This window comes from Allocellulophaga tsushimaensis, assembly GCF_055383085.1.
On record NZ_AP039451.1, the window covers coordinates 3,997,504 to 4,021,739 of the forward strand.

Consider the following 24,236-nt stretch of genomic DNA (forward strand, 5'->3'; position numbering starts at 1 on the left):
TGAAGGTTTTAATATGCTATGAATTTAATAAAGTGATTAAAATCTACTTGCTCAAATACATTTTACGTTTGGTATACAAGTTGTAAAAATCATCATCTTTTAAACTATCAATAAACAAAATGCTTTCTCCTGTAGATTTCATTTCTGGCCCTAATGTTTTATCTACATTCGGAAATTTATTAAAGGAGAATACGGGTTGTTTTATTGCATAACCATCTAACTGTGGATTAAAATTAAAATCTGTTACTTTTTTAGCGCCCAACATTACTTTTGTAGCATAGTTTACATAGGGCTCCTTATACGCTTTTGCAATAAAAGGCACCGTTCTAGAGGCTCTTGGATTTGCTTCTATAATATAGACTACATCGTCTTTTATAGCAAACTGAATATTTATTAATCCTACTGTATTTAATTCTCTAGCAATAGTATGGGTATGGTCTGTAATTTGCTGCATTACAAATTTCCCTAAGTTAAATGGTGGTAATGTGGCATTAGAATCGCCTGAATGTACCCCACAAGGCTCAATATGCTCCATAATACCAATTATGTAAACATTCCCGTCTGCATCACAAATGGCATCAGCTTCAGCTTCTATAGCACCGTCTAAATAATGATCTAATAATAATTTATTATTAGGAATCTTGCGCAATAAATCTACTACGTGTTCTACTAAATCCTCTTTATTAATTACGATCTTCATGCCTTGGCCACCAAGTACATAAGAAGGTCTTACTAAAATTGGAAAATCTAATTCATCCGCTAAGGCTAGCGCTTCATCTGCTGTTTCTGCAACACCAAATTCTGGATAAGGAATATTGTTTTTCTTTAATAGTGTAGAAAAACTTCCTCTATCTTCGGCAAGATCTAAAGCTTCATAACTTGTTCCAATAATTTTTATACCATATTTGGTTAATTTCTCAGCTAATTTTAATGCGGTCTGCCCCCCTAACTGAACAATAACACCTTCTGGTTTTTCATGGCGAATAATATCGTAAATATGTTCCCAGAAAATAGGTTCAAAGTATAATTTATCTGCCGTATCAAAGTCTGTAGAAACGGTTTCTGGATTACAATTGATCATTATAGTTTCGTAACCACATTCTGCTGCTGCTAAAACCCCATGTACACAGCAGTAATCAAACTCTATCCCCTGTCCTATTCTATTGGGTCCAGAGCCTAATACTACAATTTTCTTTTTATCGGTAACCACACTTTCATTATGCACATAGGTTTCTCCTGAAGCACTGGTTACTTCACTTTCAAAAGTAGAATAATAGTAAGGCGTTTTTGCCGTAAATTCTGCTGCACAGGTATCGACAAGCTTATAAACACGTTGTACACTTAATTCTTCTCTTTTGTTATAAACTTCACTTTCTAAACATCCAAGCATATGAGCAATCTGACGATCTCCATAGCCTTTTTGCTTAGCTTCTAATAATAAATCTTTCTCTAAGGTATCTATGGTATAGGTAGAAATTTCTTTTTCTAGCTGAAATAATTCTTCGTATTGCTTTAAATACCACATGTCTATTTTGGTAATCTCATAGATTTTGCTCAATGGTATTCCCATAGCAATTGCATCATAAATTACAAATACTCTATCCCATGAGGCAAATTTTAATTTATCTATAATTTGATTGTAATCTTTATAGCCTTTTCCATCGGCCCCTAAACCATTTCGTTTTATTTCTAAAGACTGTGTTGCTTTGTGCAAGGCTTCTTGAAAAGAACGCCCAATTCCCATTACCTCACCAACAGCCTTCATTTGTAAGCCTAAAGTTCTATCAGATCCTTCAAACTTATCAAAGTTCCAACGTGGAATCTTTACAATTACATAATCTAAAGTAGGTTCAAATAAAGCAGATGTAGATTTTGTAATCTGATTTTCTAATTCATCTAAAGTATAACCTATTGCAAGTTTTGTAGCTACTTTGGCAATCGGGTATCCTGTAGCTTTACTTGCCAATGCTGATGAGCGAGAAACACGTGGGTTAATTTCAATAGCTATGATATCTTCTTTCTCATCTGGACTAACTGCAAATTGCACGTTACATCCGCCTTCAAAATCGCCAATACTACGCATCATTTTGATGGCCATATCACGCATTTTTTGATAGGTTTTATCAGATAATGTCATTGCTGGAGCTACTGTAATAGAATCGCCAGTATGGATTCCCATCGGGTCCATATTTTCAATAGAACAAATAATAACTACATTATCGTTTTTATCGCGTAATAATTCCAATTCATATTCTTTCCAACCCATCATGGCTTTGTCTATCATTACCTCATGGATTGGAGATATTTCTAGGCCTCTACGCATGTGCTTATCAAAGTCTTCTTCTTCATATACAATTGCAGCACCTGCACCACCCAAAGTGTAGGAGGCTCTAATACATAGTGGAAAACCAAATTCTTGTGCAATTTCTTTTCCTTGTAAAAAGGAAGTTGCGGTAGCCTGTGGTGCCATAGGCACTCCAATTTGCCCCATCAGTTCACGGAATTTCTCTCTATCTTCCGTAATATTAATTGCATTAATATCAACCCCTATTTGCTTCACATTAAAATCTTCCCAAATTCCTTTTTCATCTGCTTCAATACATAAATTTAAAGCAGTTTGCCCTCCCATAGTTGGTAGTACAGCATCTATATTAGGGTGTTTTTTAAGAATTTCTATAATCGATTTTGTAGTTAATGGCTTTAAATAAATATGATCGGCCATAGTAGGATCTGTCATAATAGTAGCTGGATTACTATTAATTAAGATCGTTTCAATTCCATCTTCACGCAAAGAGCGCAGAGACTGAGAACCAGAATAGTCAAACTCACAAGCTTGTCCAATAACGATAGGTCCTGATCCAATGATTAATATCGATTTTAAATCTTCTTTTTTTGGCATGGGTACAATGTATTTATAGTGTTCTATTTGTAAATTTCAAAAAAAAAGGTGTTACTTTAAAAAAAGTAACACCTTAATCTGTTGAAAATAAATTCAATCATTATTTTTTATGTCTTGGCTCTGAGGATACAGTTAACTTTTTTCTTCCTTTTGCTCTTCTTCTAGCAAGAACTTTTCTTCCATTTACAGACGCCATGCGTTCTCTAAAACCATGTTTGTTTTTTCTTTTCCTTTTTGATGGTTGAAACGTTCTTTTGCTCATCTTAAAATATATTTATAATGCTTAAAACCTTTATTGTATGAATTTTGACAAATAACCCTAGCCAAAACTGGGCGCAAATATACAAAGAGTTTTCGCTTTGACAAATCTAAATTAAAAAATATTTTAGATTGTTTTTACTACTTTTGCACGATTAAAATATAGCACTCAAATTTAATCAAATTATAAAGCTCAAAAGGGACAAAAAACATGTTTAATAAAATTTTTAAATTAATTATAGCAGCACTAATTATTGCTTATGCGGTATACCAATTTACTGAAGGTGAAATTGGTAATGGTATCTTCTTACTACTATTAGCTTGTATTTTTATTTTCTTATACTATAGAAACGAAATTATTTTACTTGCTTTTCTTAGAATGCGTAAACAAGATATGGCTGGTACCGAAAAATGGTTAAGTAAAATTAAAAACCCTCAGGCTGCACTTACTGTAAAACAACAAGGTTATTACAATTACTTACATGGTATTATATTTTCGCAAACAAACCTTACTAAAGCAGAAAAGTATTTTAAACAAGCCTTAAAACTTGGTCTAACGATGGATTATGATCTGGCAATGGCTAAACTTAGCTTAGCAGGTATTGCTATGCAAAAACAACGAAAAAGGGAAGCTACTACATTACTAAATGAAGCAAAGAAGTTAGACAAACAAAATATGTTGACTGAGCAAATAAAGATGATGCAACAACAAATGAAAAAAGCTTCTTCTATGCCTAATCAGCATTTTGGTACTCAACAACGAGGTGGCAGAAGAAGATAGATAGATATTATCTAACCATGCTATAATATCCCTTGTTTGGAATCTCCAATATATACTTCTTTTTAGAAGCATTATTTAAATGAGGTTCTCTTAACCAAGGATTGTGTCTTTTAAGTATTTTGTAATTAATGTCGTACTGCTGCGCAAACTCTGCAAAATCAGTTACTGGCTTATCTAACTCAACTTCGTACGTAGGAACCTTTTTATACAGATCATCTTTTTCAATCTCAAAACCATATTTTTCTGGATGCGATAAAATTTCTTTTATCGCAAGAATACGAAATACATAACGCCCTGTTTCCTGACCCAATAGCAAATCGTAATAACTCTTAGCTTGCTGAGCTTTCATGAATTTTTGTATTCCATAAGGTCCTGCATTATAGGATGCAGCAGCTAATGTCCAATTACCAAAACGTTCTTTTGATTTTTTTAAATAGTTACAAGCAACTTTTGTTGCTTTAGCGATATGATAACGTTCATCTACATTACTATTTACTTCTAAACCATATTCTTTACCTGTATTTTTTAAAATTTGCCAAAAACCACTGGCTCCAGCTGGAGACACTACATTTTGAAGTCCACTCTCTGCTACTGCCAAATACTTAAAATCATCAGGGATACCATTTTCTGCTAATATAGGTTCTATGATAGGGAAATATTTGTTAGCTCTTTTCATTAAAAGCAATGCATTAGATTGCCAATACGTATTTACTAAAAACTCACGATCTACGCGTTCCCTAACCTCAGGATCAGCAACAGGAACCATCTCACCAGCAAAATTTAAGTTTGATGGAATTGTAATTGGTGTAACACTATATGAATTTTCTACAGTTTTAATGGTTTCCTTAGTCGCCACCTCATCTCCATTAGAGCTTTGTACAGCAAAAATTAAGGAGCTTGCAATAAACAATACCCCAAAAACCATCAATATATTTTTTATAAATTTCATCATCTTATCTTTTAAGTAATCAAATATATTAAATAGAACTTCCGTTTTCTAAAATAATTGTAGGCAAATGCTCATTAAACCATTTAAATCTATGAATAATCATGGTATGCGTGCCATTTTTAACCTTTATACAGTTTTTAATATTAGAAATAGGAAATACGTTATCTTTTTCTCCATGGATATGTACTAGGTCGGGGATTGGATCACTTTCTTTCCAATTTACAATATGATCTATAGACCAATCGATATAATTTTTGTCTCTTACCGATAAATATTGTTCGTATAATTCTAAACGTTTTGTTACTGTTTCTCCAAAAGCATATTTTGCGAGCAATTCTACGTTATTAACTAAACCTGTAGGCAATAACTTATGGATTTTAGTATATTTTGCAAAAAGCATTCGCTTTGGTAACTCTGTCGTTGATTTTACACTAGAAACTATAATAAGTTTACGTAATGCCATATGTTTTGCCATTTCTTGTACTAGCATGCCTCCAAATGAAACCCCAATTAAAACTGGGTTAGGATGTGTTATCTTTTTACACATTAATTTTGCATATGCGGTTAAAGAAATTCCTTTCTGAGGCACAAACCATTCTAGCAGATGTATCTCAAATTGTTCTTCAGGTAATTGGATATGTTTAAAAATAGATGGCGAAGCCGCCATTCCGGGCATAAAGTAAACAGGTATTTTTGATTCATTCATTAGCAAAGGCGTTAAAAACTAGGAAATTAAGATACTTTTTTGTACTTTTACATTCTGGCTTTGTTATTTTTTACGATAACTTTAAGAAGCAATTAAATGTAAAAAAATTATCCATTATTGAGAACAATGGAACTGTTTTATTTTACCTAATTTAAAAAATCAAAAACTATATGAATGTAATTGAAATTAAGGACAATGATTTTCTGCGTCAGTATGAGACCACTGTTCAAGGTCATTTAGCAAAGATTGAATATTCTTCTCAGGAAAGAAAAATATTTTTAACAAAACTCATCATTCCTGAACAAGTGTCTAAAGAAGGTTTTAAAGAAGAATTTATAGAAGCTGTTCTTCATAACATTCAAGACAAAAACTTAAGAGTAGTTCCTACTAGCCCTCAAATTGCAGGATTCTTAAGAAAAAACAGAAAATACAAAGAAATGTTACCTGTTGGTATTCGCATCTAAAAGATTGATCTTTTTCTAAAAATTACAAAACCTCTTAATATTAAGAGGTTTTTTGTGGTTTAAAACAAAATGATACATTTCATTTCTAAAGCCAAATAAGTTCTTCATATAAACTCAAACCGTACCAAACCATCTTCATCAATTTCAGTTAGTTTTACCTGTTTTAACTCGTTTACCAATTCCGGATTCCATGGCGCTTTTACTTTTACATAGTTTTCTGTAAACCCATGAATATAACCTTCTTTATTTTCGCCTTCAAATAAAACCGTTCTGGTAGTTCCCAATTGGCTTTCATAAAAAGCTCTTCTTTTCTTTACGGAAAGACCACGTAGCATTTTACTACGTTTAGCCCTTACATTTTTAGGAACTGGGTTTTCCATTGCTGCAGCTACTGTATTAGCCCTTTCTGAATAGGTAAATACATGTAAATACGAGATATCTAATTCATTTAAAAAATGATAGGTTTCTAGAAATAGCTCGTCGCTTTCTCCTGGAAAACCTACAATTACATCTACCCCTATGCAGGCATGTGGCATCACTTCTTTTATTCTTTTAATCCTATCGATATACAAATTACTTAAATAACGCCTCCGCATTAATTTAAGAATAACATCACTACCACTTTGCAGCGGAATATGAAAATGAGGCACAAAAGAAGTACTCTGAGATACAAAATCTATTGTCCTATTTTTTAGCAAATTTGGCTCTATGGACGATATCCGAAGTCTATGAATCCCTTCTACCTTATCTAAAGCAGTTACCAAATCATAAAAGGTATGTTCGTGCTTTTTATTTCCGAATTCTCCTTTTCCGTAATCGCCAATATTAACACCTGTTAATACAATTTCTTTAATATTTTGAGCAGCTATTTCAGCGGCATTCTTTAAAACATTCTGTAGCGTATCACTTCTAGAAATACCCCTTGCAAGCGGAATAGTACAATAGGTACATTTATAATCGCAACCATCTTGTACTTTTAAAAAGGCACGGGTTCTATCGCCTATAGCATAGCTACCCACATAAAAATCGGCATCTTCTATTTCACAAGAATGTATTTCGCCTCTTCCTTCACTCCTATCAGGACGAGCAAAAAGTTCATTTACATAGGCTGTTAAGTTAAATTTTTCTGTGGCTCCTAAAACCAAATCAACACCATTTACATCTGCTAGTTCTTCTGGTTTTAGTTGTGCATAGCAACCTATTGCCGCTACAAAAGCATCTGGATTTACTTTTTGAGCCTGCTTTACAATAGTTTTAAAACGTTTGTCTGCATTTTCAGTAACCGAACACGTATTTACCACATACATATCTGCATGCTCTGAAAAATCTACACGATCAAAACCTTCTTCTGTAAAACTTCTAGCAATAGTAGAGGTTTCAGAAAAATTTAGTTTACAACCTAAGGTATAAAATGCGACTTTTTTTTTCATTAAATTATTTTCGCTTTTCGCTTTTCGCTTTTCGCTTTTCGCTTTTCGCTTTTCGCTTTTCGCTTTTAAAAAATTACTTTTTTTACTTGATACTTTATACTATTTACCTAGTACTTATTATAAACTTACTAACTACAATTTCTACACCCCTAAAGTCCCCTCAAGGGGAAAATACTATAAATAAACTCATAAACTAGCGAAGCATAAACTTTTAAACTTCCCCTAGCCTTTACGCCATTTCTTCGTTTCTTCAAAAATATGTGTTAGGATGGCTTCTTCTTTTTCATCAAAATCGACTTTACGTCTTGCCATCATTACTTTAGCGGTTTCAAAAGCTTTTTTTGGCAAGTAGGTTGTAAAACCAGAAGCGCCTCCCCAACTATAGCTGGAAACAAAATTTCTTGGAAATCCACTGCCAAAAATGTTTGCACTTACACCAACTACTGTTCCTGTGTTAAACATGGTATTGATACCGCATTTACTATGATCTCCCATCATTAATCCACAAAACTGAAGTCCAGTTGCTGCAAAACGCTCTGTTTCATAATTCCAAAGGCGAACACCATCATAATTATTCTTTAGATTAGAGTTATTAGTATCAGCACCAAGATTACACCATTCTCCTAAAACAGAATTTCCTAAAAATCCATCATGTCCTTTATTAGAATATGCAAATAAGACCGAGTTATTCACTTCTCCTCCAAGTCTACAATGTGGCCCAGCTGTAGTAGCACCATATATTTTTGCACCCATTTTAACAATAGCATGCTCACAAAGTGCAAAGGCTCCTCTAATCATACAGCCTTCCATTATTTCAGCATCTTTCCCTATATAAATAGGACCATCTGTAGCATTTAGAATACTACACTCTACTATAGCTCCTTCTTCTAAAAATATATTTTCTTGATTGATTACGGTATTAGAAGTCGATATTGGTTGGCTTTTTCTTCCTGCAGTAATAAAATCAAAATCTGCTTGTATGGCTTCAGCATTTTTAGAAAAAATATCCCATGTATTTTCTATTTGGAGTACCTCACCAGAAAATTCTATGGCTTCATAAGATGCTAAGTCTACTTCTTCTTGCGTTTCTTTGGTATAAAAAGCAATAACATCTTCTCCTTTAAAAACAGCTTGATTCTCTTTTAAACCTTTTAACAAGGTTACTAATTCTTGATTGGGTAAAAAAGAAGCATTGATTAAAATATTCTCTTCTAACTCAACCATTGGATATTTATCAGACAAATAATCTTCTGTTATAGTAGTGGTTGTGCTTTTTAAGTAGTGCTCCCATTTCTCTCTAATGGTAAAAATACCCACTCTAATATCTGCTACAGGTCTCGTAAAAGTAAAAGGTAAAAGTGCTTTCCGGACGGTACCATCAAAAAGGATAAAATTCATTGCTGTAGTTTTATGTAAAAATAAAAAAAGTCACAAACTAAATTTGTATAGTTTGTGACTTAAATATAAAGTAAAGAAATCTCGATTATTTTTTATCGAACTTCTTGTATTTGTTCTTAAATTTATCAATACGTCCTGCAGTATCTACTAATTTAGCTTTACCAGTATAAAAAGGGTGAGACGTTCTTGATATTTCTAATTTGATTAATGGATACTCAACACCATCAACTTCTAAAGTTTCTTTTGTATTTGCAGTAGACTTTGTAATGAAGACATCTTCATTAGACATGTCTTTAAAAGCAACTAATCTATAATTTTCTGGGTGTATACCTTTTTTCATCTTAAAAAACCTTTGTAAAATCTATTTTTGTGGCTGCAAATTTACGTTTTTTTCTTAAATCTACAATTTTTAAGTATTAAAATTTTAATCAAAAATAGAATTAATACAAACTACCCTCACTATAAAAGTTTATTTTTGTTTTTTATTTCATAAAACTTCAAACAAATTGGAACAAAATCAACCAAAATCTATAAAACAGCTTATACTCCCAACAGCAATTATATTTGGAGTTTTTAGAATTTTATTAGATATCATTCCAAAACTTTTAGATACAAATGCCATCACTTTTTATAGTACTTTTTTAATTGGTTTTATTTTAGAAGCCTTTTTAATCCACTATTTAATAAAGAAAGTGAAAAAATACAATGGTGGAGAAATTGATTTAAAAGAGGCTTTAGTTACAGGGGTTACTTTTATGGTTATTGTGGGGCTTTTTTTTGCTTTAGGTTCTTATATTTATGATGCATACATTGACTCTAACTTTCAAACAGAGAAAGCATTTGAATTAGCAGAATATTATGGACAAGTAGCTGAAGTAAAAGAGAAAATAAATACTAACCAAGCAAATAATAGCGCCGTGTTTGCCATTTTTATAAGCATCTTAAAATTTTCTTTTAGTGGACTACTTATTTCTTTTGTAGTTGGCAGTATTGTTAGAAATAAATAATTTTAATACAATTTTGTAACAAATTTTAGTATGTGAATACTAACAGTAAATAAACAATTAAAAATCTACGCTACAATGGAAAACAACCAACCAAAAGTCGGAAAAATAATATTAACATATGGATCACTATCTGCTGCTATAGGGATCATATTTGTGTTTATGCTTTATTCTCAAGATATGCATTATCAGGGAGGATGGATGGTATTTGGAATATCTGCATTAATATCTATAGCTACTATTGTCTTAGGAATGTTACAATTTAAAAAAGAAAATGGTGGTTTTATGAGCTTTGGACAAGCTTTAAAAATAGGTATGGGCATTGGATTATTTGCTGGTATTATTGGTATCGTATTTCAATTAATTTTAGGAAATGTTATCGATCCAGAAATGATGACTAAATCCATGGAATATCAGAGAATTCAATTAGAAGAAAATTCAAATTTAGATAGCAATCAAATAGAAGCGCAACTAGAATTCAGCAAAAAATTCTCTACTCCGGGGGTACAAGCTGCTTTTGGTTTTATATTTATTTTGGTAACTTCTTTCATTTATTCATTAATCCCTGCCTTAATTTTAAAGAAGAACGAAAATTTTAACTGATATTTGCAAGAGCAACATCAGTAAAAATTAATGAATTTATCCATAATTATCCCTCTTTTAAACGAAGAAGAATCTCTTAAGGAACTTCATGATTGGATTGTTAAAGTAATGCAAGCCAATAGTTTTTCTTATGAGATTCTTTTTATTGATGATGGTAGTACAGACCATTCTTGGGATACTATCCATACCCTTTCCCAACAAAACACCCATGTAAAAGGAATTCGTTTTTTAAAGAATTTTGGTAAATCGCAAGCCTTGCATGCTGGTTTTAAAGCTGTAAATGGTGATGTTATTATCACTATGGATGCTGATTTACAAGATAACCCTGATGAAATCCCTGAATTATACAATCTTATCACAGAAGGCTCTTATGATTTAGTTTCTGGATGGAAAAAGAAACGTTATGATGCTATTCTGAGTAAAAATATACCTTCAAAATTATTTAATTGGGCAGCCCGAAAAACTTCTGGTGTACAGCTTAATGATTTTAACTGCGGTTTAAAAGCATTCCGTAAAGATGTTGTAAAAAACATAGAGGTTTCAGGAGAAATGCACCGTTATATTCCAGTGTTAGCCAAAAATGCAGGCTTTGGAAATATTGGAGAAAAAGTAGTACAACACCAAGCTAGAAAATATGGCAAAACCAAATTTGGTATGGAACGCTTTATTAATGGCTTTTTAGATTTAATTACCATCTGGTTTGTGTCTAAATTTGGGAAACGCCCTATGCACTTATTTGGCGCTTTAGGTGTACTCATGTTTACTATAGGTTTTAGCTTTTCTATCTACTTAGGTATTGACAAACTACTTATAGATAAAGCTGGACGTTTAATAACAAACAGGCCTGAATTTTTTATAGCACTTGCTTCTATGATTATTGGATCACAATTATTCTTAGCTGGGTTTTTAGGTGAGATTATGGTACGTTCCAGAAAAAATGAAACACGTTATAAAATTTCGAATACTTTAAATATAAAAACCAAAAAAGAAGAAACAATTTCTTTATAAAAACATAAACTGATTACCTTATGGATTCCATTTTAAATACTGCAAAAAGTTGGTTGACAGATTTTTTTGATGCTGAAGTTAGAGCAGAAGTACAAGATCTTATTGACCATAATACGGAAGAATTAAAAGATCGTTTCTACAAAAATATGGAGTTTGGTACTGGTGGTATGCGTGGTGTTATGGGCGTAGGTACCAATAGAATAAATAAATACACCTTGGGGAAAAGCACACAAGGACTAAGTAATTATTTAAAAAAAGCATATCCTGATGATGAATTAAAAGTGGTTATTGCTTATGATTGCCGTCATAACAGTGATACTTTAGCAAGAACGGTAGCAGAAGTTTTTTCTGCAAATGGAATTAAAGTGTTTTTATTTTCGGACCTAAGAACAACACCACAGCTTTCTTTTGCAGTACGTCATTTAAAATGCCATGCCGGAATTGTTTTAACCGCTTCTCATAATCCTCCAGAGTATAATGGATACAAAGTATATTGGATTGATGGTGGGCAAATAGTACCACCTCAGGATGCTGAAATAGTAGCTGAAATAAATTCGCTTTCCTTTGAAGCTATTAATTTTAAAGCAAACCATACATTAATTGAACTGATCGATGAAAATGTAGATGAAGCATTTATTACAGCCTCCGTAAAAAATGGAAGTTTTAATGCAGCTAATAAAAATGATTTTAAAATTGTTTTTACTTCCTTACATGGTACATCTATTACCGCTATTCCAGAGGTTTTAAAACGTGCGGGCTATACCAATGTAACTGTAATAGAAGAACAAGCAAAACCAGACGGCAGCTTCCCTACTGTTGTTTCTCCAAACCCAGAAGAGCCAGAAGCATTATCAATCGCTATAAAAAAAGCAGAAGAAATTGGTGCAGACATGGTGGTAGGCACAGACCCAGACAGTGATCGTTTAGGTATTGCTGTCCGAAATTTAGAGGGGCAAATGGAAATTTTAAATGGAAACCAAACGATGGTTTTAATGACAAAATTTCTTTTAGAACAACAAAAAACAAAAGGTTTTAAAGGCAATGAATTTATTGCTACTACTATTGTCTCTACTCCTATGATGGAAGTAATGGCCAGAAGTTTTGGGGTTGAATACAAAACAGCATTAACTGGCTTTAAATGGATTGGTAAAATGATTAAAGATTTTCCAGATTCTAATTTTATTGGCGGTGGTGAAGAAAGCTTTGGTTATATGGTAGGTGATTTTGTTCGTGATAAAGACGCCGTAACCGCTACCCTACTCGCTTGTGAAATTGCTGCCCAAGCAAAAGCAAACGGAAGCTCATTTTATAAAGATTTAATTTCTTGCTATGCAGCTTATGGATTTTATAAAGAAAAACTAATTTCTATCACAAAAAAAGGAATGTCTGGCGCTGAAGAGATTAAGCAAATGCTCAAAGATTTTAAAGAAAATCCAGTAATTAGCGTTGCTGGTTCTAAAGTAAAATGGATTGAAGATTACAATACTTCTATTGCAAAAAATGTATTAACAGGCGAAGAAAAAACAATAGACTTACCAAAATCTAATGTATTGATCTATGAAACCGAAGATGGTACGCGAGTAGCTGCTAGACCAAGTGGAACAGAACCTAAAGTAAAATTCTATATCAGTACCAATACTAGCTTAGATGATATTGCAGATTTTGCAACTATAGACAAGCAATTAAACGCCAAAATTGACCGTATCTTAAAAGAGTTGAACTTATAAATTCATGGATTATTTTAAAAAAATCCTTCGATTTGCGAAACCCTACGCCAAATATGGCTACCTGAATATTTTTTTTAATATTCTTTATGCATTGTTTAGTGCATTATCTTTTGCTGCATTAATGCCTATGCTTAATGTTTTGTTTGAAAAAGACAAACCATTATATGAGCTACCTACATACAATGGAATAGCGCAGTTAAAGGAATATTTCATGGATTACATGAATTACCAGGTTACCCAATATGCCGCAGATGATAAAATGAAAGGTCTAGTTCTGGTTATTGGCTTAGTGATTGTAATGTTTTTATTAAAAAATATCTTCAATTACATTGCCATGTATTTTATTACATTCTTGAGAAACGGCGTTTTAAAAGATGTTCGTAATACCATGTATAAAAAAGTAACAGAATTACCCATTTCTTTTTATTCTGAAAAACGCAAAGGAGATGTCATCGCAAGAATAACAACCGATGTTTTAGAAATACAACATTCTTTTTTAGCAGTTTTAGAGCTATTAGTAAGAGAACCACTGACTATTCTATTTACCATTATAGTCATGTTTTTAATCAGTGCACAGCTTACTTTATTTGTTTTTATTTTTATTCCAATTTCTGGACTCATTATTTCTTGGATCGGTAAATCCTTAAAAAAGCAATCTGACAATGTCCAGAAAGAACAAGGGCAATTTTTATCTATCATTGAAGAAACTTTAGGCGGATTAAAAGTGATAAAAGCCTTTAATTCCGAATCAAAATTTTATACTGTATTTAAAAAATCTACTACACGTTTTTTTAAATTTTCAAATGTTCTGCTAAACCGTCAAAATCTTGCCTCTCCCAGTGGGGAATTTTTAGGTATTCTTACCATAGGTGTATTATTATGGTTTGGAGGTAAAATGGTTTTAGTAGACGGAACATTAGATGCTGCTTCGTTTATTACCTATATGGGATTGTCTTATGGAGTATTAACCCCAGCAAAAGTAATGAGCAAAGCCTCTTTTAACGTTAAAAAAGGAAATGCCGCTGCAGAACGCGTTTTAGAAATTATAGAAACTAAAAATCCAATAGTAGAAAAAGAGAATGCTATAGAAAAAACTAGTTTTGATAAGACTCTCACATTAGAGAATATCAGCTTTAAATATGAAGATGATGATGTACTTAAAAACTTTAGCTTAACTGTCCCTAAAGGAGAAACTGTTGCGCTTGTTGGGCAATCCGGGAGCGGAAAAAGTACGATTGCTAATCTAGTGACTCGTTTTTATGATGTAAACCAAGGAGAAATAAAAATTGATGGCATCAATATCAAAGATATGAGTAAAGCATCACTCAGAGGCTTAACTGGGCTTGTAACGCAAGATTCTATTCTTTTTAATGATACTGTAAAAAATAATATCAGTTTAGGAAAAGAAAATGCTACTGAAGCAGAAATTATAGCTGCCGCAAAAATTGCCAATGCACACGATTTTATTTCAGAACTGCCAAATGGTTACGACACTAATATTGGCGATAGTGGTAATAAACTCAGTGGTGGACAAAAACAGCGTTTGTCAATTGCTCGTGCTGTATTAAAAAACCCGCCTATCATGATTTTAGATGAAGCTACTTCAGCCCTAGACACGGAAAGTGAACGTTTGGTGCAAGATGCTTTAGAAAAAATGATGCAAAACAGAACTTCTATTGTTATTGCACATCGCTTATCAACCATACAAAATGCAAATACAATTGTAGTGTTACAAAAAGGAGAAATTGTAGAGCAAGGTTCTCATGAAGAATTGATTGCTAAAAACGGTATGTATAAAAAGTTGGTTTCTATGCAATCCTTATAGTTTTTTAACTGCTGAAAACTTCTTAAAAAATTATTCTATAAATAAATCTATCATAAGCAGTTAAACCTTTTCTTATTTTTATAGTCAAAGAATTGTAATTATAATATATATAGATTGCTCTCTGAACAAGAATTAGTAAAACAATTACAAACAGCAAGTACTCAAGCGCAGGCTTTTGAGGTATTAGTACATACTTATAAAGAGCGTTTGTATTGGCATGTGCGTAGAATTGTACTGAATCATGATGATGCCGATGATGTATTGCAAAATACTTTTATAAAAGTATTTAGAAGTATTACAAATTTTAAAGGAGACAGTAAATTATACTCATGGATGTATAGAATAGCAACCAACGAATCACTTACTTTTTTGAAAAAGAAGTCCAAAAAAATGAATATAAGTGATGGAGAATTGCAAGATAAAATGATTGCTAACTTAGAAGCTGATGTCTATTTTGAAGGTGATGAAATACAATTACAATTACAGAAAGCAATTGCTACATTACCAGAAAAACAACGTATGGTTTTTAATATGAAATATTTTCAAGAATTAAAATATAACGAGATGTCAGAAATTTTGGATACTTCTGTTGGTGCTTTAAAAGCCTCATACCATTTGGCAGTAAAGAAACTTGAGTCATTTTTAGTTCAAAATTAAATAGTATGAAAAAGAATAAAAAACATACCGATTTTAGTATTCCAGAAGGTTATTTTGAAAACTTTACTGAAAAACTAATGCATAGTTTAGGTAGTGAAGAAGAAAACTCTTCTAATGCTGATACTAATCCACAAGATGGTTTTAAAGTCCCGGATAACTATTTTGATACCCTACATGAAAATATTCAACAAAAATTAAATCAAGAAGAACCAAAAGTAATAACCTTAAAAAGTTATAAGAAATACTATTATATGGTAGCTTCAGTAGCTGCAGTTTTAATTTTGTTTTTTGGAATTTTCAATCAGAAAGAAGACAAGATAAGTTTTGATGATTTAGCAAGTACTGATATTGAAAACTATTTAAATGATGCCGAATTAGGCTACAGTTCTTATGAAATTGCTGATGTTATGAGTATAAACGAAGTAGAACTAAGTGATTTTATAGAAAACCCATTACAAGAAGAAGATATTTTAGAATATATAAATAATACTACAGAAGACTTTGAAGAATTAAATTTACAAGATGATGAAACATATTAAAACAATATTGCTTGTTCTTACATTATTAGGAACAACTGTCCTTTTTGGGCAAAGAAAACCAAAGGATCATGAGAAAATAAGAGCTCTAAAAATTGCTTTTATCACTGATAAATTAGATTTAAATAGTGAAGAAGCAGAGGGTTTCTGGCCTATTTATAATGTGTATGATAAAAAAAGAGAAGAGTTGCGTAGAAAAAGACGAAGAGAAATTCGCAGTAAAATACGAACCATAGAAACACTTTCTGAACAAGAAGCCCAGCAAGTATTAAATTCTTTTATGAATCTTAAAGAAGAGGAAGACCAATTGGGAAGAGACTTTTTAACTAAAGTTTCAAAAAAAATAACCGTAAAAAAAGCACTTTTATTATTACGGGTTGAAGAAGATTTTAAAAAACAATTATTAAAACAATATGGTAAAAGAGGCCCAGGACCAAGGTAATTTTAAGTTTTGAGTGATTAAGTTTAAATACTAAAAAGCAATGTCACTTTGAGCGCAGACGATAACATTGGAACATGATAGCTAAATCGTTAACTTTCTAAGTATTGAATACAATTGAATATATCCCCTATACCTATCTAAAAGTTAATTTTGAAATCCTGTTTTTACCTGCTGCATAGGCTACAGAATCGTTTTTAAAACGTAAGGTGTAAAAAGACTCTTTAGATAGCTTTTTCCAAGTAACACCTGTATCACTAGAATACGAAATACCTGTAAAACCCACTGCTACAATTTGTTTTCCAATTGAATTAGGTACAAATTGAACGCAACTTTTATAACCTGGCTCCTTTTGATCCGCAATAAGACCCCATGTTTTTCCACCGTCTTTTGTAATTGCCTTATTTGCTGTAGTACTTTCTGGTTTTGTGTAATCACCACCAATAGCAAAACCTAAATTTTCATCATAAAAATCTATAGAATAGATACCCTGCGTGGGCTTATCTTTAATTATTGGAGTTTCCTGTATTTGCCATGTTTTTCCTTTGTCTGGAGAAAAATATATGCGACCACTGGTTGTTGCAATCCAAGTTTTGTCTTTAATTACTTTAATATTGGTATCACTTGCTGCAAAAGCACCTTCTCCTTCTAATCCTTTTGGTAAATCATCACATGGTAATTTTTGCCAAGAATGCCCAGCATCTCTAGTAATAATAATGGACAAACACCCCTCTACACTATCTCCTACAGCAATCCCTTCTGTATTATTCCAAAAAGTCATTGCATCATAAAAAACACCTTCTCCTTCTTCCATATACACCAATTCCATACCACCATCTTCTGTTTTATAAAGCAAAGCAGGATTACCCACAGATAGCATAAAAAAATCGGTATCTGTAAACGCTACTGATCTAAACTCAGGAATACTTGTATGGTATTTTTTTACATTAGCGCGTACCTTTTGTTGTTTAAAATCAATAGTACCAAAAGTTCCCTTATTAGCTGCAAAAGCTAAACTATTATTGTTTAAAGTTATTGCTCTAATACTTAGAGAATCTTCATATACATTTTGAATAGTAACAGAAGTAAAAGGCATCGCTTCTTTTTCTGCACATGAAAAAATTAAACTAAAAAAGAAAATAAAAGGAAAATAACGCATGCTTAAAAATAAGTATAATAAAAGAATGCGTATTACTTCATTTAAAAATTATTCTAAAAAAGGATTACTATACTTTTCATCAGTTAAAAAATTATCATCAGTTAGTGTATGTAAAAAATCTACTAAGGCTTGTTTATCAGCATCAGATAAATTTAATTGTCTTACGCCATTATCAACTCTTAATCTATTGTCTAAAGTAGCACTATTTTGTACCCCACTATTGTAATGTTCCACAACTTCTGCCAAAGTTTCAAATCTACCATCGTGCATATAAGGGCCTGTTACTGCAATATTTCGCAAAGATGGTGCTTTAAACTGTCCTACCTGATTGTTATTACCCGTTACACCGCCTACCCCTAAATCTACAATCGTAGCATCTAATCCATTGTTTCTAGCTCTATCTCCAACAAAAACATTGGTATGATGACATGCCGCACACTGTGTTTCTCTACTAAAAAAAAGTTGTTTTCCTCTATTTTCTGAAGCAGTAAAATTAGGAAAAGGTTGCCTAGGATCATTCTCTTGTGCTAAACCTTCATCATACTTAGCATCATACGAGACCATAGCACGTATAAATTGACTTAGTGCTAGCGCTACTCTTTCACTAGAAATAGTTTCATCTCCAAAAGCATTGCTAAATAAAATCTCATAATCAGTTTCTTCCATTAATTTTGATTCTAATGCTGCAAGTGTTAATCCCATTTCAGTTAAATCTTGAATGGGAAGCAAAGTTTGTGCTTCTAAAGTAGCAGCGCGCTCATCCCAAAAGAATTGTCCGTTTTCATAAAACTTAGCATTTGCTAAACCCATTGAATTTCTAGAGGTTTCGCCGCCATCAAAGCCAATACTAAATTGTTTAGGATCCGAAAATCCATTCTCTTGGATATGACAGCTGGCACAGGCAATTGTATTATTTAATGATAATTTTTTATCATAAAAAAGAACGCGTCCTAAAGTTGCTCCATGATCTGTAATAGGGTTGTTCGCAGGTGTATTGTCTTCTTCTATTACATTTGCATCAAGAAAAAAAGCAGGGAATTCAGTTTCAGAATACACATATGGCGTTTCTGGTAGCACTACATTTTCTAATGTTAGCGTAGTAATGGTAGGGGTTTCTGTTTGATCTTCATCTAATGGAAGTGCCACATACTCATCCTTAGCACAAGAAACAATGACTAAAAAAAGAAATAACACCAAATTTTTACTAAAAAAGGTTTTCATATAAATTTAAGGTTTAAGGTTTGGGTAAAAGTATAATCGAATAGATACTGGTTTTATTGTTAGACCAACAGATTAAAAAAAGGTTTAATTTAAAAGCAGATAAAAAAGAAAAGATATCTTTGCTGCCCAAACGAAAGGAAAAAATGAAATTACACAGAAACCTAGTCTTTGCTGTTATAGATGCCCTTAATCTTATTTTTAATGAAGATGAGTATGCGGATAAAGTAATACAAAAAGTATTAAAATTTGATAAGCGTTGGGGAGCTAGAGATAGAGGTTTTATTGCTGAAACCACCTATGAAATGGTCCGTTACAAACGTTTGTATACCGAAATTGCAGAGGTAAAAGCACCATATAGCAGACCAAATTTATTTAGACTTTTTGTAGTTTGGGCAGTATTGAGGGGTATAGATTTACCAGACTGGAAACAATTAGAAGCTGTACCAGCCCGAAAAATTAAAGGACGATTTGATGAACTTTCTAAGACTCGGAAATTTAAAGAATCTATTCCAGATTGGATAGATGAAATTGGCCTTAAAGCACTTGGAGAAAAACGTTGGACCGCAGAAATTAGCGCTTTAAACAAAAAAGCTGATGTTATTTTAAGAACAAATACCCTAAAAACCACCAAAGAAGCATTACGCAAACAATTATTAGAAGAAGGGATAGATTGTGAACCGATAAAAGGACATAAGAGTGCTTTAAAATTAGTGGAGCGTGCAAATGTATTTAAAACAGAGGCTTTCCAAAAAGGGTATTTTGAAGTCCAAGATGCATCATCACAATTAGTAGCCGAGTTTTTAGAGGTTAAACCTGGGCAAAAAGTTGTAGATACTTGCGCTGGTGCAGGAGGTAAAACCCTACACCTTTCTGCTTTAATGGAAAATAAAGGGCAGCTTATTGCCATGGATATATATGAAAGTAAGCTAAAGAAACTAAAAACTAGAGCGAAAAGAAATGCTGCTTTTAATATAGAACCTCGCGTAATCACCTCAACCAAAGTCATAAAAAAACTATATGGCAAGGCAGATAGAGTTCTTATAGATGCTCCTTGTACAGGGCTTGGTGTAATTAAAAGAAATCCTGATACCAAATGGAAACTGCAACCAGAGTTTTTAGAAAAAATTAAAAAAACGCAGCAAGAAGTTTTACGGAGTTATAGTAAAATGCTAAAACCAGATGGTAAATTAGTGTATGCAACCTGTTCTATATTACCAGAAGAAAATACTGATCAAGTCAAGTCTTTCCTATCTTCTGATGAGGGTAAGGATTTTGTATTGATCAAAGAAAAGAAAATCTTCGCCTCAGAAAGTGGTTTTGATGGTTTTTATATGGCATTGTTAGCGAAAAAGTAATCAACAATTTTTAGAGAATTGTTGATTACTTCTATAGATTTTTTAGGTTAAAAAAACGTAAATTTGCGCTTTCAAAAACCTAACAATACATACATTCCATGATTCACTTTTTCGGGGATATCAGCACTAAAGTTTTTGCAGTACAGACAGAAACTGAATTTTCAGAAGAAAATAGTTCAAAATTAAGTTGGTTGTTTGGCAACCAAGCTAAAATAAATACGGCGTCTATAGACGCCTTTTTTGTTGGTCCACGTGCCGCAATGATTACACCTTGGAGTACCAATGCTACTGAAATTACGCAAAACATGGGTATTTCTGGGATCATTAGAATTGAAGAGTTTGTAACTGTTGAAAAAGACTTTACGGATTTTGATCCAATGATTTCACAAAAATTCAATGGTTTATCTCAAGATATGTTTACGGTTGCAATTAATCCTGAACCTATTTTAGAAATAAATGATATTGCTGCTTATAACCAGAAAGAAGGTTTGGCTTTAAGTGAAGAAGAAGTTAGCTATTTAGAAAAACTTGCCACAAAATTAGATAGAAAACTTACGGATTCAGAAGTATTTGGTTTTAGCCAAGTAAACTCAGAGCACTGTAGACATAAAATTTTTAATGGCACTTTTGTGATCGATGGAAAAGAAAAGCCGTCGTCACTTTTCAAACTGATTAAAAAAACGTCACAAGAAAATCCTAATGATATTGTTTCTGCATATAAAGACAATGTAGCTTTTATAAAAGGACCTAAAGCCATACAATTTGCTCCTAAAAGTGCAGATAAACCTGATTATTATGAAGAAAAAGAATTTGAATCTGTCATTTCTATAAAAGCAGAAACGCATAATTTCCCCACCACCGTAGAACCTTTTAATGGAGCTGCAACTGGTGCAGGGGGAGAAATTAGAGACAGACTTGCTGGTGGAAAAGGTTCTTTGCCTTTAGCAGGAACCGCTGTTTATATGACAGCATATTCTAGATTAGAAGAGAGTCGTACATGGGAAAATGGAATGCCAGAACGTAATTGGCTATACCAAACTCCAATGGATATTTTAATAAAAGCTTCTAATGGAGCTTCTGATTTTGGAAATAAATTTGGACAACCATTAATTACTGGTTCTGTATTAACATTTGAACACTCAGAAGAAGGTAGACGAATTGCTTATGATAAAGTGATTATGCAAGCTGGCGGAATCGGTTACGGAAAAACTGAACAAGCACTAAAAGACACTCCAAAAAAAGGGGATAAAATTGTAATTCTCGGTGGAGACAATTATAGAATAGGAATGGGTGGTGCAGCAGTCTCTAGTGCAGATACAGGCGAGTTAAGCTCTGCTATTGAATTAAATGCAGTACAACGTTCTAACCCAGAAATGCAAAAAAGAGCAGCTAATGCAGTTCGTGGAATGGTAGAAAGTGATATCAATACTATAGTTTCTATTCATGATCATGGAGCTGGTGGTCACCTTAACTGCTTATCTGAGTTAGTGGAGGATACTGGAGGGAAAATAGATTTAGATAAACTTCCTGTAGGAGACCCTACTCTATCTGCTAAAGAAACTATTGGGAATGAATCTCAGGAACGTATGGGGCTTGTTATTGGTGCTACAGATATTGATTTACTCGGTAGAATAGCCGAAAGAGAACGTTCTCCAATGTATGAAGTTGGTGATGTAACTGGAGATCATAAATTTACCTTTGAATCTGCAACCAATGGTGATAAACCTATGGATTTTGATTTAGCAGATATGTTTGGAAGTTCTCCAAAAACCATCATGACAGATAAAACTATTCAAAGAAATTATGAAAACCCTGACTATTCTTTAGAATTCTTCCATGATTATCTTGAACAAATTTTACAACTAGAAGCTGTAGCTTGTAAAGATTGGCTAACCAATAAAGTAGATAGATGTGTTGGTGGTAAAGTTGCTAAACAACAATGTGCTGGTCCATTACAATTACCTTTAAACAACTGTGGTGTAATGGCTTTAGATTACAAAGGACAAGAAGGTATCGCTACAAGTATTGGACACTCTCCTATTTCTGGACTAATTGATCCGTCGGCAGGAAGTAAAAATAGTATTACAGAGTCGCTAACAAATCTTGTTTGGGCACCTTTAAAAAATGGTTTACAATCGGTTTCACTTTCTGCAAATTGGATGTGGCCTTGCAAAAACGAAGGGGAAGATGCACGTTTGTATGAAGCAGTACAAGCTATATCAGATTTCTCTATAGCTTTAGGAATCAATGTACCTACTGGAAAAGATTCGCTTTCCATGAAGCAAAAATATAAAGACGGTGATGTAATTTCTCCTGGTACCGTTATTATTTCTGCTGCAGGAAATTGTAATAATATTAGCAAGGTAGTAGAACCTGTTTTACAAAAAGATGGTGGTGCTATTTATTATATTAATATCTCTCAAGATTCTTATAAATTAGGAGGTTCTTCTTTTGCTCAAATTTTAAACGCTATAGGAAATGAAGCGCCTACTGTAAAAAGTGCTGCATATTTAAAAACAGTTTTTAATACCATACAAGAGTTAATTAAAAATGACCAAATTGTTGCTGGCCATGATGTAGCTTCTGGCGGATTAATTACAACTTTACTAGAAATGTGTTTTGCTGATATTGATTTAGGAGCAGAATTAGATTTAACAAGTTTAGGAGAAGCAGACAGTATTAAACTATTATTTGCAGAAAATAGTGCTATTGTTTTTCAATCTAAAGACAGTTCTGTTGAAGCTATATTAAGTGCTGCTAAAATCGATTTTAAAAAGATAGGAGAGGTTACTTCAGAACCTACATTGAGTATTAAAAATGCAGGTATGGAACTTGGTTTAACTATTTCTTCTCTACGTGACACCTGGTTTAAAACATCTTATTTATTAGACAACAAACAAACCGCTAACGGATTAGCAAAAGACAGGTTTGATAATTATAAAAAGCAACCTTTACAGTATATTTTCCCTATAGACTTTGATGGAACCGTAGTTCCCTTCGGCTCCGCTCAGGGAATAAATTCAGTGACTGAGCGTAGACAAAGTCAAGGGAGACCTAAAGCAGCTATTCTTCGCGAAAAAGGAAGTAATTCTGAACGTGAAATGGCAAACGCAATGTACTTAGCAGGTTTTGATGTAAAAGATGTTCACATGACCGATTTAATTTCTGGTCGTGAAACTTTAGAAGACATACAGTTTTTAGGAGCCGTTGGTGGTTTTTCTAATTCTGATGTACTAGGAAGTGCTAAAGGGTGGGCAGGTGCTATTAAATATAATGAAAAAGCAAATACCGTTATTAAAAACTTCTTTGCCAGACCAGATACTTTATCTATAGGAATTTGTAACGGGTGTCAGTTATTTATGGAATTAGATCTTATCAATCCAGACCACCATACGCATGGTAAAATGACTTATAATGATTCTCATAAACACGAGAGTAATTTTACTTCTGTAGCAATTCAGAAAAATAATTCTGTAATGCTTTCAAATTTAGAAGGTGCCAAACTTGGCGTTTGGATTTCGCATGGTGAAGGTAAATTTAGTTTGCCACTTTCAGAAGATCATTATAATATTGTGGGTACATACGGTTATGATGCTTACCCTGCAAATCCAAATGGTAGTGATTTTAATACGGCCATGCTTTGTGATAAAACAGGTAGACATTTAGTAACTATGCCGCACATAGAGCGAAGTATTTTTCCATGGAATTGGGCGCACTACCCTACCGATAGAAATGATGAAGTTTCGCCTTGGTTAGCAGCTTTTGTAAATGCAAAGAATTGGATTCTAGAGAATTAAGTGTTAATTTGACGAAAAAT

Annotated in this window: 21 protein-coding genes; 12 read left to right on the top strand and 9 right to left on the bottom strand. The window is 32.8% G+C overall.

What is annotated here, in order from left to right:
- Positions 1-43: 43 nt before the first annotated feature.
- Both carB and rpmH read right to left on the bottom strand, forming a co-directional pair.
- Positions 44-2,899, bottom strand: a complete 2,856-nt coding sequence (gene carB / locus ACZ451_RS17120; protein WP_464214628.1) for a carbamoyl-phosphate synthase large subunit — start codon at positions 2,897-2,899, stop codon at positions 44-46.
- Positions 2,900-2,999: 100 nt separating this feature from the next.
- The gene (gene rpmH / locus ACZ451_RS17125; RefSeq protein ID WP_084696363.1) at positions 3,000-3,161 is read right to left on the bottom strand and encodes a 50S ribosomal protein L34; all 162 of its coding nucleotides are present in this window, start codon (positions 3,159-3,161) and stop codon (positions 3,000-3,002) included.
- Between the two features lie 207 nt (positions 3,162-3,368).
- Here rpmH and ACZ451_RS17130 point away from each other — a divergent pair, with 207 nt between their 5' ends.
- Complete coding sequence (locus tag ACZ451_RS17130) at positions 3,369-3,938, top strand: DUF2892 domain-containing protein (RefSeq protein WP_464214629.1); 570 nt, start codon at positions 3,369-3,371, stop codon at positions 3,936-3,938.
- A gap of 7 nt (positions 3,939-3,945) precedes the next feature.
- Here ACZ451_RS17130 and ACZ451_RS17135 read toward each other — a convergent pair whose 3' ends face one another.
- Complete coding sequence (locus tag ACZ451_RS17135; RefSeq protein ID WP_464214630.1) at positions 3,946-4,887, bottom strand: lytic transglycosylase domain-containing protein; 942 nt, start codon at positions 4,885-4,887, stop codon at positions 3,946-3,948.
- A gap of 28 nt (positions 4,888-4,915) precedes the next feature.
- Positions 4,916-5,593, bottom strand: a complete 678-nt coding sequence (locus ACZ451_RS17140) for an alpha/beta hydrolase (RefSeq protein WP_464214631.1) — start codon at positions 5,591-5,593, stop codon at positions 4,916-4,918.
- A 170-nt stretch (positions 5,594-5,763) separates the two neighbouring features.
- Between ACZ451_RS17140 and ACZ451_RS17145 the strand changes: the two genes are divergently transcribed.
- Positions 5,764-6,057 (top strand): GNAT family N-acetyltransferase, encoded by a 294-nt coding sequence (locus ACZ451_RS17145; RefSeq protein ID WP_464214632.1) that lies wholly within the window; start codon positions 5,764-5,766, stop codon positions 6,055-6,057.
- Positions 6,058-6,161: 104 nt separating this feature from the next.
- On the opposite strand, the gene mtaB is transcribed toward ACZ451_RS17145, so the two are convergent.
- The 3 genes from mtaB to ACZ451_RS17160 all read right to left on the bottom strand — a co-directional run bounded on the left by mtaB (position 6,162) and on the right by ACZ451_RS17160 (position 9,225).
- Positions 6,162-7,487 (bottom strand): tRNA (N(6)-L-threonylcarbamoyladenosine(37)-C(2))-methylthiotransferase MtaB, encoded by a 1,326-nt coding sequence (gene mtaB / locus ACZ451_RS17150; RefSeq protein WP_464214633.1) that lies wholly within the window; start codon positions 7,485-7,487, stop codon positions 6,162-6,164.
- 222 nt (positions 7,488-7,709) lie between these two features.
- Entirely contained in the window at positions 7,710-8,885 is a 1,176-nt protein-coding gene (locus tag ACZ451_RS17155; protein WP_464214634.1) for a GlmU family protein, read from the bottom strand.
- An 85-nt stretch (positions 8,886-8,970) separates the two neighbouring features.
- On the bottom strand, positions 8,971-9,225 hold the full coding sequence (locus ACZ451_RS17160) for a type B 50S ribosomal protein L31 (protein ID WP_464214635.1): 255 nt from the start codon (positions 9,223-9,225) through the stop codon (positions 8,971-8,973).
- A 166-nt stretch (positions 9,226-9,391) separates the two neighbouring features.
- Between ACZ451_RS17160 and ACZ451_RS17165 the strand changes: the two genes are divergently transcribed.
- From ACZ451_RS17165 to ACZ451_RS17200, 8 genes are all read left to right on the top strand, one after another.
- Positions 9,392-9,892, top strand: coding sequence for a DUF4199 domain-containing protein (locus ACZ451_RS17165; protein ID WP_464214636.1), 501 nt, complete (start codon positions 9,392-9,394; stop codon positions 9,890-9,892).
- Positions 9,893-9,967: 75 nt separating this feature from the next.
- Positions 9,968-10,492, top strand: a complete 525-nt coding sequence (locus ACZ451_RS17170; protein ID WP_464214637.1) for a DUF4199 domain-containing protein — start codon at positions 9,968-9,970, stop codon at positions 10,490-10,492.
- Between the two features lie 30 nt (positions 10,493-10,522).
- Complete coding sequence (locus ACZ451_RS17175; RefSeq protein ID WP_464214638.1) at positions 10,523-11,500, top strand: glycosyltransferase family 2 protein; 978 nt, start codon at positions 10,523-10,525, stop codon at positions 11,498-11,500.
- Between the two features lie 20 nt (positions 11,501-11,520).
- The gene (locus ACZ451_RS17180) at positions 11,521-13,227 is read left to right on the top strand and encodes a phospho-sugar mutase (protein WP_464214639.1); all 1,707 of its coding nucleotides are present in this window, start codon (positions 11,521-11,523) and stop codon (positions 13,225-13,227) included.
- Between the two features lie 4 nt (positions 13,228-13,231).
- Positions 13,232-15,052 carry an ABC transporter ATP-binding protein gene (locus tag ACZ451_RS17185; protein ID WP_464214640.1) on the top strand — a complete coding sequence of 607 codons (1,821 nt, stop codon included), beginning with the start codon at positions 13,232-13,234 and terminating at the stop codon, positions 15,050-15,052.
- 114 nt (positions 15,053-15,166) lie between these two features.
- Positions 15,167-15,709 carry an RNA polymerase sigma factor gene (locus ACZ451_RS17190; RefSeq protein ID WP_464214641.1) on the top strand — a complete coding sequence of 181 codons (543 nt, stop codon included), beginning with the start codon at positions 15,167-15,169 and terminating at the stop codon, positions 15,707-15,709.
- 5 nt (positions 15,710-15,714) lie between these two features.
- The gene (locus ACZ451_RS17195; protein ID WP_464214642.1) at positions 15,715-16,248 is read left to right on the top strand and encodes a hypothetical protein; all 534 of its coding nucleotides are present in this window, start codon (positions 15,715-15,717) and stop codon (positions 16,246-16,248) included.
- Positions 16,235-16,687 carry a hypothetical protein gene (locus ACZ451_RS17200; protein WP_464214643.1) on the top strand — a complete coding sequence of 151 codons (453 nt, stop codon included), beginning with the start codon at positions 16,235-16,237 and terminating at the stop codon, positions 16,685-16,687. The genes ACZ451_RS17195 and ACZ451_RS17200 overlap by 14 nt, the downstream gene beginning before the upstream one ends.
- A 133-nt stretch (positions 16,688-16,820) precedes the next feature.
- Here the strand turns inward: ACZ451_RS17200 and ACZ451_RS17205 are convergent, their stop codons facing one another.
- Positions 16,821-17,843, bottom strand: a complete 1,023-nt coding sequence (locus tag ACZ451_RS17205) for a WD40/YVTN/BNR-like repeat-containing protein (protein WP_464214644.1) — start codon at positions 17,841-17,843, stop codon at positions 16,821-16,823.
- Positions 17,844-17,891: 48 nt separating this feature from the next.
- The gene (locus tag ACZ451_RS17210) at positions 17,892-19,064 is read right to left on the bottom strand and encodes a cytochrome-c peroxidase (RefSeq protein WP_464214645.1); all 1,173 of its coding nucleotides are present in this window, start codon (positions 19,062-19,064) and stop codon (positions 17,892-17,894) included.
- A gap of 143 nt (positions 19,065-19,207) precedes the next feature.
- Between ACZ451_RS17210 and ACZ451_RS17215 the strand changes: the two genes are divergently transcribed.
- Together ACZ451_RS17215 and purL are read left to right on the top strand one after the other, a co-directional pair.
- On the top strand, positions 19,208-20,419 hold the full coding sequence (locus ACZ451_RS17215) for an RsmB/NOP family class I SAM-dependent RNA methyltransferase (protein ID WP_464214646.1): 1,212 nt from the start codon (positions 19,208-19,210) through the stop codon (positions 20,417-20,419).
- Positions 20,420-20,517: 98 nt separating this feature from the next.
- Entirely contained in the window at positions 20,518-24,216 is a 3,699-nt protein-coding gene (gene purL / locus ACZ451_RS17220) for a phosphoribosylformylglycinamidine synthase (RefSeq protein ID WP_464214647.1), read from the top strand.
- Positions 24,217-24,236: the final 20 nt, after the last annotated feature.